This is a genomic window from Pseudoclavibacter sp. Z016 (assembly GCF_002931215.1).
Lineage (GTDB): Bacteria > Actinomycetota > Actinomycetes > Actinomycetales > Microbacteriaceae > Pseudoclavibacter.
Window position 1 is genome coordinate 62139 of sequence record NZ_PSTU01000014.1, and the last position, 13425, is coordinate 75563.

The window sequence follows — 13425 nt, forward strand, 5'->3', positions numbered from 1 at the left end:
CGGGCGACGGGGCGCGCACGACGAAGCCCCCGCATCACGTAGATGCGGGGGCTTCGTCGTATGCGCGTGCGGAGGTTACGCGGTCGGCGCGTCACCCTCACCGGCGTCGGCGATGATGCCCTCAGCCTGCGAGGTCACTCCGCCTGCCGCGACCGTCTCGGGGACGAGGCGCTTCGAGACGTTGAACACGAACTCGTCCTCCGGGTAGTCAACCTCGACGTGGTCGCCGGCCTTGAGCTCGCCGCGGAGGATCTTCTCGGAGAGAAGGTCTTCCACCTCGTGCTGCACGGCGCGGCGCAGCGGGCGAGCGCCGAGCGTCGGGTCGAAGCCGACCTTGATGAGCTTGCGCTTCGCGAGCTCGGTGATCTCGACGGTCATGTCGCGGTCGAGCATGCGCTCGCTGAGGCGACCGATGAAGAGGTCCACGATCTGCAGCAGCTCGTTGGTGGAGAGCTGCGGGAACACGATCGTGTCGTCGACGCGGTTCAGGAACTCGGGCTTGAAGTGCTTCTTGAGCTCTTCGTTGACCTTCGACTTCATGTTGTCGTACGACACCGAGGCGTCGCCTTCGAGCTGGAAGCCGACGGGGCCGCCGGAGATGCCCTTCGTGCCGAGGTTGGTCGTCATGATGATGACCGTGTTCTTGAAGTCCACGACGCGACCCTGGCCGTCGGTGAGACGGCCTTCTTCAAGCACCTGGAGGAGCGAGTTGAAGATATCGGGGTGAGCCTTCTCGATCTCGTCGAACAGCACGACGGAGAACGGCTTGCGGCGCACCTTCTCGGTGAGCTGGCCGCCCTCTTCGAAGCCGACGAACCCTGGAGGGGCACCGAAGAGCCGCGAGACCGTGTGCTTCTCGCCGAACTCGGACATGTCGAGCGAGATGAGCGCCGACTCGTCGTCGAAGAGGAACTCCGCGAGCGCCTTGGCGAGCTCCGTCTTTCCGACGCCCGTCGGGCCGGCGAAGATGAACGAGCCGGACGGGCGGTTCGGGTCCTTGAGTCCGGCGCGGGTGCGGCGGATGGTCTTGGACAGGGCCGCGATGGCCTCGTTCTGGCCGATGACCCGCTGGTGCAGGGCATCCTCCATGAACACGAGACGCGCAGTCTCTTCCTCGGTGAGCTTGAAGACCGGGATGCCGGTGGCCTGCGAGAGGACCTCGGCGATCAGGCCCTCGTCGACGGTACCGGTGGACTTGACGTCGCCCGACTTCCACTGCTTCTCGAGGCGGAGGCGCTCGCCGAGGAGGTTCTTCTCGTCGTCGCGCAGTGACGCGGCGCCTTCGAAGTCCTGCAGCTCGATAGCCTGCTCCTTGTCGGCGCGGACGATCGCGATCTTCTCGTCGAGTTCGCGCAGCTCGGGGGGCGAGGACAGCACCGAGAGGCGGAGGCGGGCGCCTGCCTCGTCGAGGAGGTCGATCGCCTTGTCCGGCAGGAACCGGTCGGAGACGTAGCGGTCGGCGAGAGTTGCCGCGGCGACGATGGCGTCGTCGGTGATGGACACCTTGTGGAACGCCTCGTACTTGTCGCGGAGCCCCTTGAGGATGTTGATCGTGTGCGCGATCGACGGCTCCTCGACCTGGATGGGCTGGAAGCGTCGCTCGAGCGCCGCATCCTTCTCGAAGTGCTTCTTGTACTCGTCGATCGTGGTGGCGCCGATGGTCTGCAGCTCACCTCGCGCGAGGAGCGGCTTCAGGATGCTCGCGGCGTCGATCGCGCCCTCGGCGGCACCCGCACCAACGAGGGTGTGGATCTCGTCGATGAAGACGATGATGTCGCCGCGTGTGCGGATCTCCTTGGTGACCTTCTTGAGGCGCTCTTCGAAGTCACCGCGGTAGCGGGACCCGGCGATGAGCGAGCCGAGGTCAAGTGAGTAGAGCTGCTTGTCCTTGAGCGTCTCGGGAACCTGCCCCGTGACGATCGCCTGGGCGAGGCCCTCGACGACGGCGGTCTTGCCGACGCCCGGCTCGCCGATGAGGACGGGGTTGTTCTTCGAGCGGCGCGACAGGATCTGCATGACGCGCTCGATCTGCTTCTCGCGCCCGATAACGGGGTCGAGCTTGCCTTCGCGAGCGGCCTGCGTGAGGTTGCGGCCGAACTGGTCGAGCACGGCGGAGCCCTGGGCTGCCTGCTGCGGCTGGTCCGCCCCCGCGACGACCTGCTCCTTGCCCTGGAATCCGCTCAGCAGCTGGATGACCTGCTGGCGCACCCGGTTGAGGTCGGCGCCGAGCTTCACGAGCACCTGAGCTGCGACACCCTCGCCCTCGCGGATGAGGCCGAGGAGGATGTGCTCCGTGCCGATGTAGTTGTGGCCGAGCTGCAGCGCTTCGCGGAGCGACAGCTCAAGCACCTTCTTGGCTCGCGGCGTGAACGGGATGTGCCCCGTCGGACGCTGCTGGCCCTGGCCGATGATCTCCTGGACCTGCTCACGTACGGCAGGCAGCGAGATGTCGAGGGATTCGAGCGCCTTGGCGGCGACCCCTTCACCCTCGTGGATGAGGCCGAGGAGGATGTGCTCGGTCCCGATGTAGTTGTGGTTGAGCATCTTCGCCTCTTCTTGGGCGAGGACGATCACGCGACGGGCGCGGTCGGTAAATCTCTCGAACATCCGTTTCTCCTTCGACTCCCTGACCTCGACACCTGGCTACAGGGTCGGGGGCCGTGTACAGAGAGAGTAACGGCGTCAACCTCCGTTTCCCTCCCCTGTTCGCCCTGGGCGTGCGGATGCGTCGCCCAGGTACGCGAATGCGCCGCCGCTGGTCTCTTCGACCGCGCGACGGCGCATCCCTTCTTCAGCTTCAGAGCGCTAGAGGCACTTCTCGAAGGCGAGGTCGCTCAGCCCGATGAGCTGGTTGTGGTTGGCGTCCAGCTTCTTGAGGTCCTGGTAGTAGCGGAAGGTGACCTCGCTGATGGGACCCGTGTAGAAGAGCTGCACGTTGCCGTTGAGGGACGTGCTGGGGATCTCGCCTTCGGTGGCCTTGCGCCACGGGCTTGCGAGCGTGCCGCTGCCTTCGAGCGCGGATGCTCGCGTGGACGAGGTCGGCGTGGTCGTGGCGATGACGGCGTCGCGGTGGTTGCCCGGCGCCCAGTCGAGGTCGAAGATCGTGAACGAGAGCTTCGTGACCGGTTCGCTGAAGACGATCTTGACGTCGACGCCGCTGCCGGAGCGGGCGGTCCCGTTCTCGATCTTGATCCACTTGAGCGACTGCGGGTTGCCACCCTGTGGTCCGTCCTGGACGGTCCCGTTGGTCGACGAGCCCGTGAAGCCTCCGTAGCCGAGGTAGCTCAGGGTCGCGGTGACGCCGGTGCCGGGGAAGGGGATGCTCGTGGGCTTGGTGCCCGTCTTGAGCGCGTTGTAGTTGGTCTTGATGACGCATCGGGAGGCCGCCTGCGCTGGCGCGGCGGTTGCGAGGGCGATGACGGGGGTTGTCCACGCGGCGGCGCGCAGCACGGAGCGGCGAGTGGTGCCGCCCTTCTCGTCGGTGGTGACTGGGGCGGATGAGGAGCTGGGGGTTTCTGACAAGGGGGAACCTCTTCGGAGCAGATCGGGGGAAGTTGCTTCCGCGCCGGTGGGCGCGTGGTTCGCCGGTGCATCCAGTTCGGAGGTACCGAGCGGCTCAATAGCACCCCGGTTTCGAATCCGTTCTCGTGAAGTCACCCCAGACTTCACCCTAAGTTGTATCTACAATTAAATGGCCCACCAATTTCCCCGGGCACCAACGACGAAACCACCCCGGGCTTCACCCCGGAGTGGCTTGCGGAACAGAAGAGCGACGAACTACTCGCCGTTGCGATCCCGGAGCAGGCCCAGAGATTCGGCGCGACGCAGGGCCTCTGGCCGCGTGTGGACACCGAGCTTCTTGTAGGCAGAGCGCAACTGGGTCTTCACGGTGTTGGGCGAGACGAACAGCTCCTCGGCGATCCGCGTCGGCGAGGTGTGCCTTGCGAGCGCGTGAACCACGACTCTTTCGCGCTCCGTGAACTGCGGCATGGCGCTCACTTCCTGGAAGTTCGTCACCACGTCGAGCGAGTCGAACATCGCGATGTCGTCCGCGCCGCCGGATTCTCGGCTGAGCTCAGCCAGCGCGTTGCGGTCGCGATCGGGCAGCATGAGCAGGGGCGAGACGAGCCCATATTGGAGCGAGAGCCCGGCAGCGAGGCCGACCATGCTCCGGGCGACGTCGCGGTCGCCATCGCGCAGCGCACCGGCCGCGCCGATGAGGTGCATCGCCATGCGCATCCTCGGCGTCGTCACGAAGTCCAGCGACCGCGAGACCCACTGCATCGACTGATCCGTGTCGCCGTCGACAAGAGCGAGCAGCGACCTTGCCGGCAGCGTCCGGAAGTCGTCGACGGCGTACCCCTCCAGCAGCTTGCGTGCGCGTGCCGGGCGACCGGCGGCGAGCCAGAGGACGACGAGGAGGGACTTCACGCGGAACAGGCCGAGGCTCTCACCGACCCCAGAGGCGGCAAGCGGGCCCTCGAGCATCTCCTCGACCCGCCTGGCCTCCGCGAGCGCCTCGCCCTGCGCCAGCCGAGCAAGCATGACGGGCTCCTGCAGGTAGGGCCAGAGGTCGGACGTGACGGTGAAGCGCTCGATATCCTCGAGAGCCGCCTGCGCTTGCATCCACTCACCGCGCTCGAGATATCCGTAGGACTTCGCGATATGCCCGAAGGTGCCGAGGTGTCCGCGCGAGCTTGTCGTCATCCACGCACCATCTTCGACCTGCGCGAGCATCGCCTCCGAGGCGGGCATGTCACCATCGATGACCTTGTAGCCCGCCGCGTCCCAAAACGACAGGTTGCGGGAGCTGTTCGACTGCGGCACCACGAAGGTCTCTTCGACCGCGGCGTGCGCCCCCGTCATGTCGCCCACGAGGAACAGCGAGAGCGCCGCCCCGCGAGTGAAGACCGGAGACAGCGTAGGCGACGCCCCCACCCGGGACTGGGCAGCGGCGAGGCCGAGCGCTTCCCGCGCGAGCTCAGCCGACTCGAGGTACCTCCCGAGGGTGCGCAGCGCGAAGACCTTGAAGCAGAGGTACTCGCAGCGACGTGCGACCGAGAGGTCGCTCGGGATGCGCATCCCGGCCGCGATCTGCAGGAGCGGCTTCGCACCGCTGCGCAGCACTGGATTGGCGAGACGGGCGAGGCCGAGCACGAACGCGAGCACGGGGTACGCGACGAGCACGTCCTGCGGGAGGTGCTGCAGCCGCGATACATAGCGATCCGTCGTGTAGGCCTCGACGACCGTGAGCAGCAGGCGTGCGCAGATGCGTGACGCGAGGTCGAAGTCGTCGACCTCGAGCGCCAGCTCGAGAGCCCCTTCCGGGTCGCCGTTTGCGCTCAACCACGCCGCGGCGAGAGAGGCTGCGCGTCGATACTCGGCCGGGGAATCGGCCCGCAGCTCCTCGTGCAGCGCCTCGCGGAGCGCCGTGACGTACTGGAAGGCCTTGCTGCTGCGGGTGAACGAGATGTGCCTGCCGAAGCCGTCCGCTTCGAGCATCTCGATCGCCGCGTCCGGATCCAGGTCGGGCACGAGCATCCGCGCGAGCGAGGCGTCGAAGTACGGCACGACGCTGGTGATCCTCGCGAACCTGGCGAGCTCGGCGTTGGGCAGCTGACCGGAGAGGTTCGTCGAGTTGAGCGCATTCTCGCGCCAGTGGAATGCGCGCGGGCCCGACCGGGAGAGCTCGAGGATGGCCGCGCGGACGGCGATGGCGTAGCCACCGGTCGCCTCGTACACCTCCGCTGGCGTCGCAATATGGGTCTGCCCCACGACGAGCTCGAAGAAGGCCGCGACCTCGGCCTCCGTGAACTCCAGGTCGATGTTGGTCACGACACGAACTCGGCCCTGCAGCTGGAGCCTCGACTGGTCGAGCGTGGTGCGGCCCCTCGCGGCGATGATGACCCGCATGTTCGGGACGCTCTCGGCGCCCCTGAGGAGGTCCTGGTCGACAATCGGCACGAGGTCGCCGAGCCGCTCGTAGCCGTCGAGGATGATCGTGAAGGGAACCTCGCTGCGCATGGCCACGACGAGGTCGCGCTTCTCGAAGTCATCGCTGTTGATGAGCGTCACGAGGTCGTCGTATTCGGGGCTGGTGAGGAGACCCTCGCGGAGGGCCGCGCGCGCGATCTGCTCCCAGACGCTGTTGCGGGTGGTCGTGGCGGTGCTGAAGGTCACCCAGAGCAGGCGGCCCGTGTGGCGACCGGATTCGGCCCACATCCGCAGGAGCGTCGTCTTGCCGTATCCGCTCGGCGCGTGGAGCAGGGTGATGCGCGTCGAATCATCGTCGAGCGCCCGGAGGAGGCGCTGCCTCACCAGTAGTTCTCGCGTGGTTGCGTGCACTGAATTCACCCCAGCTCAAGTCCATGAATACTCACCTACCAAATGGATGGTCATGACTCTAACTCGCTGATCCAGCTTTGACGAGATCCGGGTGACCGGGGATTCACCGGGGATCATGCCATACCACACCAGAGGTTTACCACTTTCTGGCGGGCGCGGGACGGGCGAATCGACACTCATCGAACGCTCTTCCCGAGGGAGAATCGACCTGCAATCTAGCGCTGATCAGCGCAAACTTGCTCGGCCATGGTGAGCGCGCCGGCGCCATCAAGGCTCGAGCCCCAGGTGAGCTGGAGCTCGCGCGTCAGATCCGGCCACTGCGACCCCGACCAGAATTCACAGTCACGCACACCGAACTTCAACTCGAAGACGCCGAGGCCCGTGAGGTTGTTCCCCACGAAATTGACGCTGAAGTCCCTGTTCGTGCGCTGCAGCTCCGGGACGAGGTCACGCAGCTCCTGCCACTCCACGGTCTCCCGGAACGCCTTGGCCGCCTCGCCCGCCTTGATTCCCTGCATCGTGTCGTCGAAGGCGGTGACGTTGACCTGGGTCCCGCCGAGGGCCGAATCATCCACGCGCACGTGGACGCTCGCGAGCTGCTCCGACTCGTCGAACACCGCGCTCGTCTCCCGGACGAACTCGACCTGCTCGGCGGTGGGGAGCTCGCTCTGCACGAACTGGCCGGTCGTGAACGGAGCGAGACCCATGAGGTCCCACTCCCCCGTGGCAGCGCCTGGGTCGTGGATCGCGCGGGCGGTCTCGAGGAGCTGCGTCGTGCGCTCGCTATCGCCGCGCTCCTCGCTCGAGAGCTCGACCACAATCAGTCGCCCACGAGCCGCCGCAGACAAAGAGGGTGCGCTGGACTCCGTCGGCGAGACAGTCGCGGGCGCCGGGTCGCCGGGAGCCTGCGTCTCGGACGGCTGTGCTTCGGTCTCCTGCGAGGTGAGACCGTCCGCTGCTGCACCGGATGCCTGATCGGTCACCTCGAACATGCCAGCCGACACCGGCGCCGAGTACGTCCGTGTGGAGATCGATTCGAACCCCACTGCCGCCAGCTCTCGCCAGTAGCCGAGCTGGGCGTGGAGCGACTCCGGAGTCGTGAGATCGAAGTACGAGTATGCGGACCCCGCAAGCCTGAGCTCGACCGTCCCGGCCCACTGGCCCTTGTCGAGCTGGACGGTCGGGAAGGTGGAGGCGTAGTCGCCGATGTCCGCGAGCTCCTCCTCGGTCACCTCCTCGGCCAGCGTGACGACGAGGTCGACCTTGACGGCCCCATCCACCGGCGGGCGGTCGAGGCTCGACGCCTCGACGCCGGGAAGTGATCGGAGGGTCTGATTGAACGACTCGAGCGCGGTCTGCACGGACGGGAACGGCCCGGAAGCGCATCCGGCGAGCATCGTCATCATGACGGCCGCAATGAAGACGGGCAGGGCAGAACGCGGCATCGTCAGCACCCTCCTCCGCGTCCTCGATCCAGCACGACGACGATCAGGTTACGCGTCGCTCCCCGGAGGTATCTGAGGACTCCCCCAGAGCGAGCCCCGCCGTGCCCCACCGAGGTTCAACTCGCCGCCGGAGTACCGGCTGCTTCGCCGTCTGCCCTGACCTCACCAGCCCTGCCGACGTGCACCAGGGAACGCCAGACGAGCGCGAGGATGAGGATGCTCGCACCGAACGCGACCCAGATCGTGGTGACGATGCCGAAGCCCTGGCCGATGAGACCCCCTGCGAAGGTGCCGACGGCCATGCCGCCGATCATCCCGAGGAAGTAGACGCTCGAGACCCGTCCGCGCATGCGGCTCGGGACGGCTCGCCCGCGGATGGTGCTCGCGAGCGTCGCCCAGATGACCGTGTACATGCCGAAGACGAACATCGTGAGGCCAGCGACGATGACGTTCGCAGTCGCCGCGAGAACCAGGTGCAGCACCGTCTCGAGCGCGAGACAGGTGCGCATGAGGCTCGTGTAGGAGAAGCGGCGCTCCAGGCGTCCGTAGAGCGCTGTGCCGACGAGCCCACCGAGTGCCGAGACCGCGAGCAGCAGCCCGTAGCCGGCATCGTCCAGTCCGAGACGCTGCTTCGCATAGAGCACGAGCACCCCGTAGGTCATGCCGTACGTGATGTTGAACGCGAACAGGATGATGGCGAGCGTCCGGACCGGCGGGTTCTGCCAGAGCCAGGCGAATCCCCTCGCGATGTCCCGACGCACGCGGGCCACCGAGCGCACCGTCTCGATCGGCCCGGTCGTCGCCGTCGAGACGGGTGGTGAGGTGATCCGGGACACGAGCACCACAGCGAAGAGCAGGGAGACGACGGTCACGCCGTACGGGATCGCATGCCCGACCGCGAAGATGGCACCGCCGATCGCGGGACCGGCGAGCTGGTTCATGACGGTCTGGCTGGCGATGAGTCGCGAGTTCCCGATGCCGAGCTCTTTCGACGGGACGAGGTCGGGCACGATCGAGGTCCAGGCGTTGTCGGTGAACACCTCCGCCGACCCCACGAGGAACAGCGCGATGTAGAGGATCGGCAGGTTGATGGTGTCGGTGAGCACGAGCGCGCCGATGACCGCCAGCATCAGGACGCGACTGAGCGCCCCCGTCACGATGATCGCGACGCGGGGCAGGCGGTCGGCGACCACGCCCGCGAAGAGGCCGAACACGAGCCACGGAAGCTGCTGCACGACCAGGGCCAGCGACACGAGCAGCGGGTCCCTGGTGAGGCTCGCGACGAGCAGGGGGCCCGCCGCGATCAGGATGCCGTCGGCGAGGTTCGAGAACAGTGACGAGGAGAGGAGGAATCGGAAGGGCGTGCCGAGCGGCTTCGGGGACGCCCAGTTGAGCAGGAGTGACATGGGTCGGTTCCAGACGACGAGAACTGACCCCCTCTTCGGTGAGGGGGTCGAGACGGAGCAGGGAAGGTGAGGTGGCGCGCTAGCTGTTCGCGTCGAGCTGCGGGAGGCCGAGGCGAGCGCGTTCTTCGCGCTCGATCTTGTCGGCCATGGCGCGCTCGCGACGATCGCCGGAGAGGATCGAGGTGAGGATCCAGAAGAACGCAGCCCCGATGATCACGGTCGGGATGAGCGACCAGAGCGCGTTGAGGAAGAAGTCCATGATGGAGGGAGTCTACGCGAAGCCGTTCGCGCACCGGCGAGTCTGTGCACATCCGACTCGGTGTCGGCGCATCCGCCTAGGCTGTGCACATGGTCGATCGCTCGAACGTCGAATGCTGGCTCACTGACATGGACGGCGTGCTCGTGCACGAGCAGGCCGCGCTCCCCGGTGCTGTCGAGCTGCTCGCGCAGTGGCAGCGGGACGATACCCCGTACCTCGTGCTCACGAACAACTCCATCTTCACGGCGCGCGATCTCGCGGCCCGCCTGCGCTCGAGCGGCATCAACGTCCCGGAAGATCGGCTCTGGACCTCGGCGCTCGCGACGGCGGACTTCCTGCGCCAGCAGCTGCCAGGCGGGTCGGCGTTCGTCATCGGCGAGGCGGGACTGCTCACGGCGCTGCACGACGCGGGCTACATCATGACGGAGACCGACCCCGACTTCGTCGTCGTCGGCGAGACCCGCAACTACTCGTTCGACGCCATCACGAAGGCCATCCGCCTCATCGGCAACGGCGCGCGCTTCATCGTCACGAACCCCGACGCGACCGGCCCGAGCGCCGATGGCCCCATGCCCGCGACGGGTGCCATCGCTGCCCTCATCACGAAGGCGACCGGCCGCGAACCCTACGTGGTCGGCAAGCCGAACCCCATGATGTTCCGGTCTGCGCTCAACAAGATCGGCGCGCACTCCCACAACACGGCCATGATCGGCGACCGGATGGACACCGACATCGTGGCGGGCATGGAAGCGGGACTGCACACCGTGCTGGTGCTCACGGGCATCAGCGATCAGCGCGAGATCGAGCGCTACCCGTTCCGCCCCGACGAGATCATCTCCGGCGTGCACGAACTCGTCCGGCCTGCTGGCGAGAGCTGAGTCGGACCCGCCCGCTCAACCCTGATTGCTAGGCGAACTAGCGATCTGCCGCAGCTCGCGTACCATTGGCGCAGTGACTTCCAGCTCCTCCAGCTCAGCAGCCGCTCCCGATACGCCGAAGAAGAAGGGCCCACCCACGATCAAACGGTGGGTCTTCTGGCCCGCCGCGATCATCGTCATCGGCTTCGCCGGCTTCTCGATCCTCGCCCCGAGCGCGGCTGACACCGCATTCGGCGCCGTCCAGTCGTCGATCGTGCGCAACTTCAACTGGTACTACGTGCTCATCGCGGCGTTCTTCGTGATCTTCAGCCTCGTGATGGGCTTCGGCAAGTACGGCGACATCAAGCTCGGCAAAGACGACGACAAGCCCGAGTTCTCGAACCTCAGCTGGCTGTCGCTGCTCTTCGCCGCCGGCATGGGAATCGGCCTCGTCTTCTACGGGGTGAGCGAGCCGCTCAGCCACTTCATCGAACCGAAGCCCGGCGTCTCCGGCACCGAGAGCCAGCTCGCCCAGCAGGCCCTCTCGCAGACCTACCTGCACTGGGGCGTGCACGCGTGGTCCATCTACATCGTGCTCGGCCTCGCGCTCGCCTACGCCATCCACCGTCGCGGACGACCGGTCAGCGTGCGCTGGGCGCTGGAGCCGCTCCTCGGCCGTCGCGTTCGCGGAGGCTGGGGCAACCTCATCGACGTCGTCGCGCTGGTCGGCACCATCTTCGGAGTCGCGACCTCGCTCGGCCTCGGTGTGCTGCAGATCGGCTCGGGCCTGGAAGCCGCAGGCATCCTCGAGTCCTCCACGACCTCGTCCATCGCCATCATCGCCGTCATCACCGCGTTCGTGCTCTTCTCGGTGATCTCCGGCGTCGGCAAGGGCATGAAGTGGCTCTCGAACATCAACCTCATGCTGGCGGGCGCGCTGCTCATCTTCATACTCATCGTCGGACCGACGCAGTTCCTGCTGCGCGACTTCGTCCAGTCGCTCGGCAACTACCTGCAGAACTTCGTCAGCCTCACCTTCTCGACGAGCGCATTCTCCGGCGAGGCGGGCGTCGACTGGCAATCGGCGTGGACCACGTTCTACTGGGGCTGGTGGATGTCGTGGGCGCCGTTCGTGGGCGTCTTCATCGCGCGCATCTCCCGCGGTCGCACCGTCCGTGAATTCGTGACGGGCGTCATGCTCGTGCCGACGCTCGTGACCTTCCTCTGGTTCTCCGTCCTCGGCGGCACGGCCCTCTACATGCAGCTGAACGGCATCACCGACTTCGTCCAGGGCGACGGCTCGGTCGACGTCGAAGGGGCCCTCTTCCAGATGCTGGCCCAGCTCCCCGGCGGTGCGGTGCTGACCATCGGCGCGATCATCCTCATCGCGATCTTCTTCATCACGTCCGCGGACTCCGGAGCGCTTGTCATGGGCATGCTCGCGACCGGCGGCCAGGCCGAGCCGAAGCACTGGGTGCGCGCGTTCTTCGCGATCATCACCTCGCTGCTCGCGGTCGCACTCCTGCTCGCCGGCGGTTTGAACGCCCTGCAGACGGCCGCGATCAGCATCGCGCTGCCCTTCTCGATCGTCCTGCTCCTGTCCTGCTGGGCGACGGCCCTCGCGTTCGCACGAGAGAAACGTGCCTACGACCGGGCCAGCCGCGCCGCCTTGGTCGGCCACATCGGCGACTTCTACGGCCTCGAGGTGGACGAGCCCGTCGAGCGTGCCCCCGGCAAGATGTTCCCGTGGCTGCGAAAGGCGAACGTCATGAACGTGCCCGTTGCCGGCCCGCAGACGAGCCAGGTCGCGGTCGTGGCGCAGGCTGACGAGCCCAAGAACGACTGACCGCCGAGCGGCTCGGTCTCGAGACAGGCAGGGGCCGGATGCACACGCATCCGGCCCCTGCCTGTTCCACTGCCAGCACCTCACGCCCCCGTCCTCCCTCTCCCCGGATGTCAACCCTCAGCGAGCATTGACCGCGAAGCCCCACCCTGGAGTGGATGCAGAAACTCGCCGGCGCCCTCCTCCCAGCGCTCACGCCTTCCCGACTCCTCCACGTGGCCAAGACAGCCGCCGCCGCAACGCTCGCCTGGTACGCCGGACACCTCGTCCCGGGAGAGGCGAGCGCCTACGCCTACTACGCTCCCCTCGGCGCACTGGTCGCGAGCGTCCCGACCGTGGCCGGATCCGTGCGATCGAGCGTCCAGGTCGTGGTCGGTGTGCTCCTGGGCGTGCTCGCCTCCGGAGCGCTCGTGACCCTCGGCACCCCCGTGGCGCTGGCAGTCCCCGTCGCGGTCGGTGTCGGCACCCTGCTTGCAGGGATTCCGGTCTTCGGCGCGGGCCGCGACTACATTCCCATCGCAGCCCTCTTCGTCTTCGTGGTCGGCGGCGCGAATCCCGACGGATTCTCCATCGGCTACGTCGTGCAGATGGCTGTCGGCGCGGCCATCGGCGTCGGACTGAACCTCATCGTGCCTCCCGCCACCGGCCGGAAGCAGGCCATGGAGGCGATGAGCGCCCTCAAGACCACGATCGCCGACACCATCCAGCGAGCGACGGAGCTACCAGCAGGCGATGCTCCGGAGGACGACCTCAAGGACTGGCGAAGCTCGCTGCTGCGCCTCGACGGCGAACTCGCCGACGCGAAGACGCTCGTCGCCGAGGTGCAGGAGAACCTCCGTGGCAACGCCAGAGGTCTTCGCGCGAAGTTCGACAGCTCCTCCGTCCAGGCGGAGCTGGACAGCCTCAGCCGCATCACTCGACACATCGCCGAGCTCCAGGATCCGTTCCTCGAAGTGTCCTGGAGCGAGGCGAAGCCCGAGTCCGGGCGTGCGCTGCAGGCCTCGGGAGAGCAGCTCGGGCAGCTGCTGCGCGCCTGGGACCAGAGCGAAGCAGATCTGCACGCACGCCTCACCGCCGCTTCCTCGGCCCTCGACGACCTGCAGCGGCTGGAGTTCGAGGATCACACGGGGTGGGACCCGCCAGCGCAACGCCGTTCCGTCACGATCTACGCGCTCAGGAAGATCGTCGCCGAGATCGAGTACCGCGTGGAGAGCCAGAAGAGCACGGCCTCCACGGCGTAGGCGCGACCCCCAGTTCCCCGCCCGCGCGC

9 protein-coding genes are annotated in these 13425 nt (G+C 67.0%); 3 read left to right on the plus strand and 6 right to left on the minus strand.

What is annotated here, in order from left to right; all coding sequences use genetic code 11:
• Positions 1–75: 75 nt before the first annotated feature.
• The 6 genes from C5B99_RS13455 to C5B99_RS13480 form a co-directional block, all read right to left on the minus strand.
• Positions 76–2607 (minus strand): ATP-dependent Clp protease ATP-binding subunit, encoded by a 2532-nt coding sequence (locus C5B99_RS13455; RefSeq protein WP_104242919.1) that lies wholly within the window; start codon positions 2605–2607, stop codon positions 76–78.
• 198 nt (positions 2608–2805) lie between these two features.
• Positions 2806–3522: a hypothetical protein gene (locus C5B99_RS13460; RefSeq protein ID WP_146081187.1), complete on the minus strand. Its 717-nt coding sequence runs from the start codon at positions 3520–3522 to the stop codon at positions 2806–2808.
• A 255-nt stretch (positions 3523–3777) separates the two neighbouring features.
• Positions 3778–6318 carry a LuxR C-terminal-related transcriptional regulator gene (locus C5B99_RS13465; protein ID WP_104242923.1) on the minus strand — a complete coding sequence of 847 codons (2541 nt, stop codon included), beginning with the start codon at positions 6316–6318 and terminating at the stop codon, positions 3778–3780.
• A gap of 242 nt (positions 6319–6560) precedes the next feature.
• Positions 6561–7790: a hypothetical protein gene (locus tag C5B99_RS13470; RefSeq protein ID WP_146081188.1), complete on the minus strand. Its 1230-nt coding sequence runs from the start codon at positions 7788–7790 to the stop codon at positions 6561–6563.
• A 116-nt stretch (positions 7791–7906) separates the two neighbouring features.
• Entirely contained in the window at positions 7907–9196 is a 1290-nt protein-coding gene (locus C5B99_RS13475) for an MFS transporter (protein WP_104242927.1), read from the minus strand.
• 79 nt (positions 9197–9275) lie between these two features.
• Positions 9276–9455 (minus strand): hypothetical protein, encoded by a 180-nt coding sequence (locus tag C5B99_RS13480; RefSeq protein ID WP_068477200.1) that lies wholly within the window; start codon positions 9453–9455, stop codon positions 9276–9278.
• An 89-nt stretch (positions 9456–9544) separates the two neighbouring features.
• Here C5B99_RS13480 and C5B99_RS13485 point away from each other — a divergent pair, with 89 nt between their 5' ends.
• The 3 genes from C5B99_RS13485 to C5B99_RS13495 all read left to right on the plus strand — a co-directional run bounded on the left by C5B99_RS13485 (position 9545) and on the right by C5B99_RS13495 (position 13396).
• Complete coding sequence (locus tag C5B99_RS13485; RefSeq protein WP_104242929.1) at positions 9545–10333, plus strand: HAD-IIA family hydrolase; 789 nt, start codon at positions 9545–9547, stop codon at positions 10331–10333.
• A gap of 73 nt (positions 10334–10406) precedes the next feature.
• On the plus strand, positions 10407–12158 hold the full coding sequence (locus C5B99_RS13490; RefSeq protein WP_104242931.1) for a BCCT family transporter: 1752 nt from the start codon (positions 10407–10409) through the stop codon (positions 12156–12158).
• A 155-nt stretch (positions 12159–12313) separates the two neighbouring features.
• A complete protein-coding gene (locus C5B99_RS13495) occupies positions 12314–13396 on the plus strand; it encodes a hypothetical protein (protein ID WP_104242933.1) in 1083 nt (360 codons plus the stop codon).
• Positions 13397–13425: the final 29 nt, after the last annotated feature.

What these genes read in the sequence shown, in the direction of transcription:
- C5B99_RS13475 (WP_104242927.1), bottom strand. Translation starts at nt 9,196, where the DNA reads ATGTCACTCCTGCTCAACTGGGCGTCCCCGAAGCCGCTCGGCACGCCC.
- C5B99_RS13470 (WP_146081188.1), bottom strand. Translation starts at nt 7,790, where the DNA reads ATGCCGCGTTCTGCCCTGCCCGTCTTCATTGCGGCCGTCATGATGACG.
- C5B99_RS13455 (WP_104242919.1), bottom strand. Translation starts at nt 2,607, where the DNA reads ATGTTCGAGAGATTTACCGACCGCGCCCGTCGCGTGATCGTCCTCGCC.
- C5B99_RS13485 (WP_104242929.1), top strand. Translation starts at nt 9,545, where the DNA reads ATGGTCGATCGCTCGAACGTCGAATGCTGGCTCACTGACATGGACGGC.
- C5B99_RS13495 (WP_104242933.1), top strand. Translation starts at nt 12,314, where the DNA reads ATGCAGAAACTCGCCGGCGCCCTCCTCCCAGCGCTCACGCCTTCCCGA.
- C5B99_RS13480 (WP_068477200.1), bottom strand. Translation starts at nt 9,455, where the DNA reads ATGGACTTCTTCCTCAACGCGCTCTGGTCGCTCATCCCGACCGTGATC.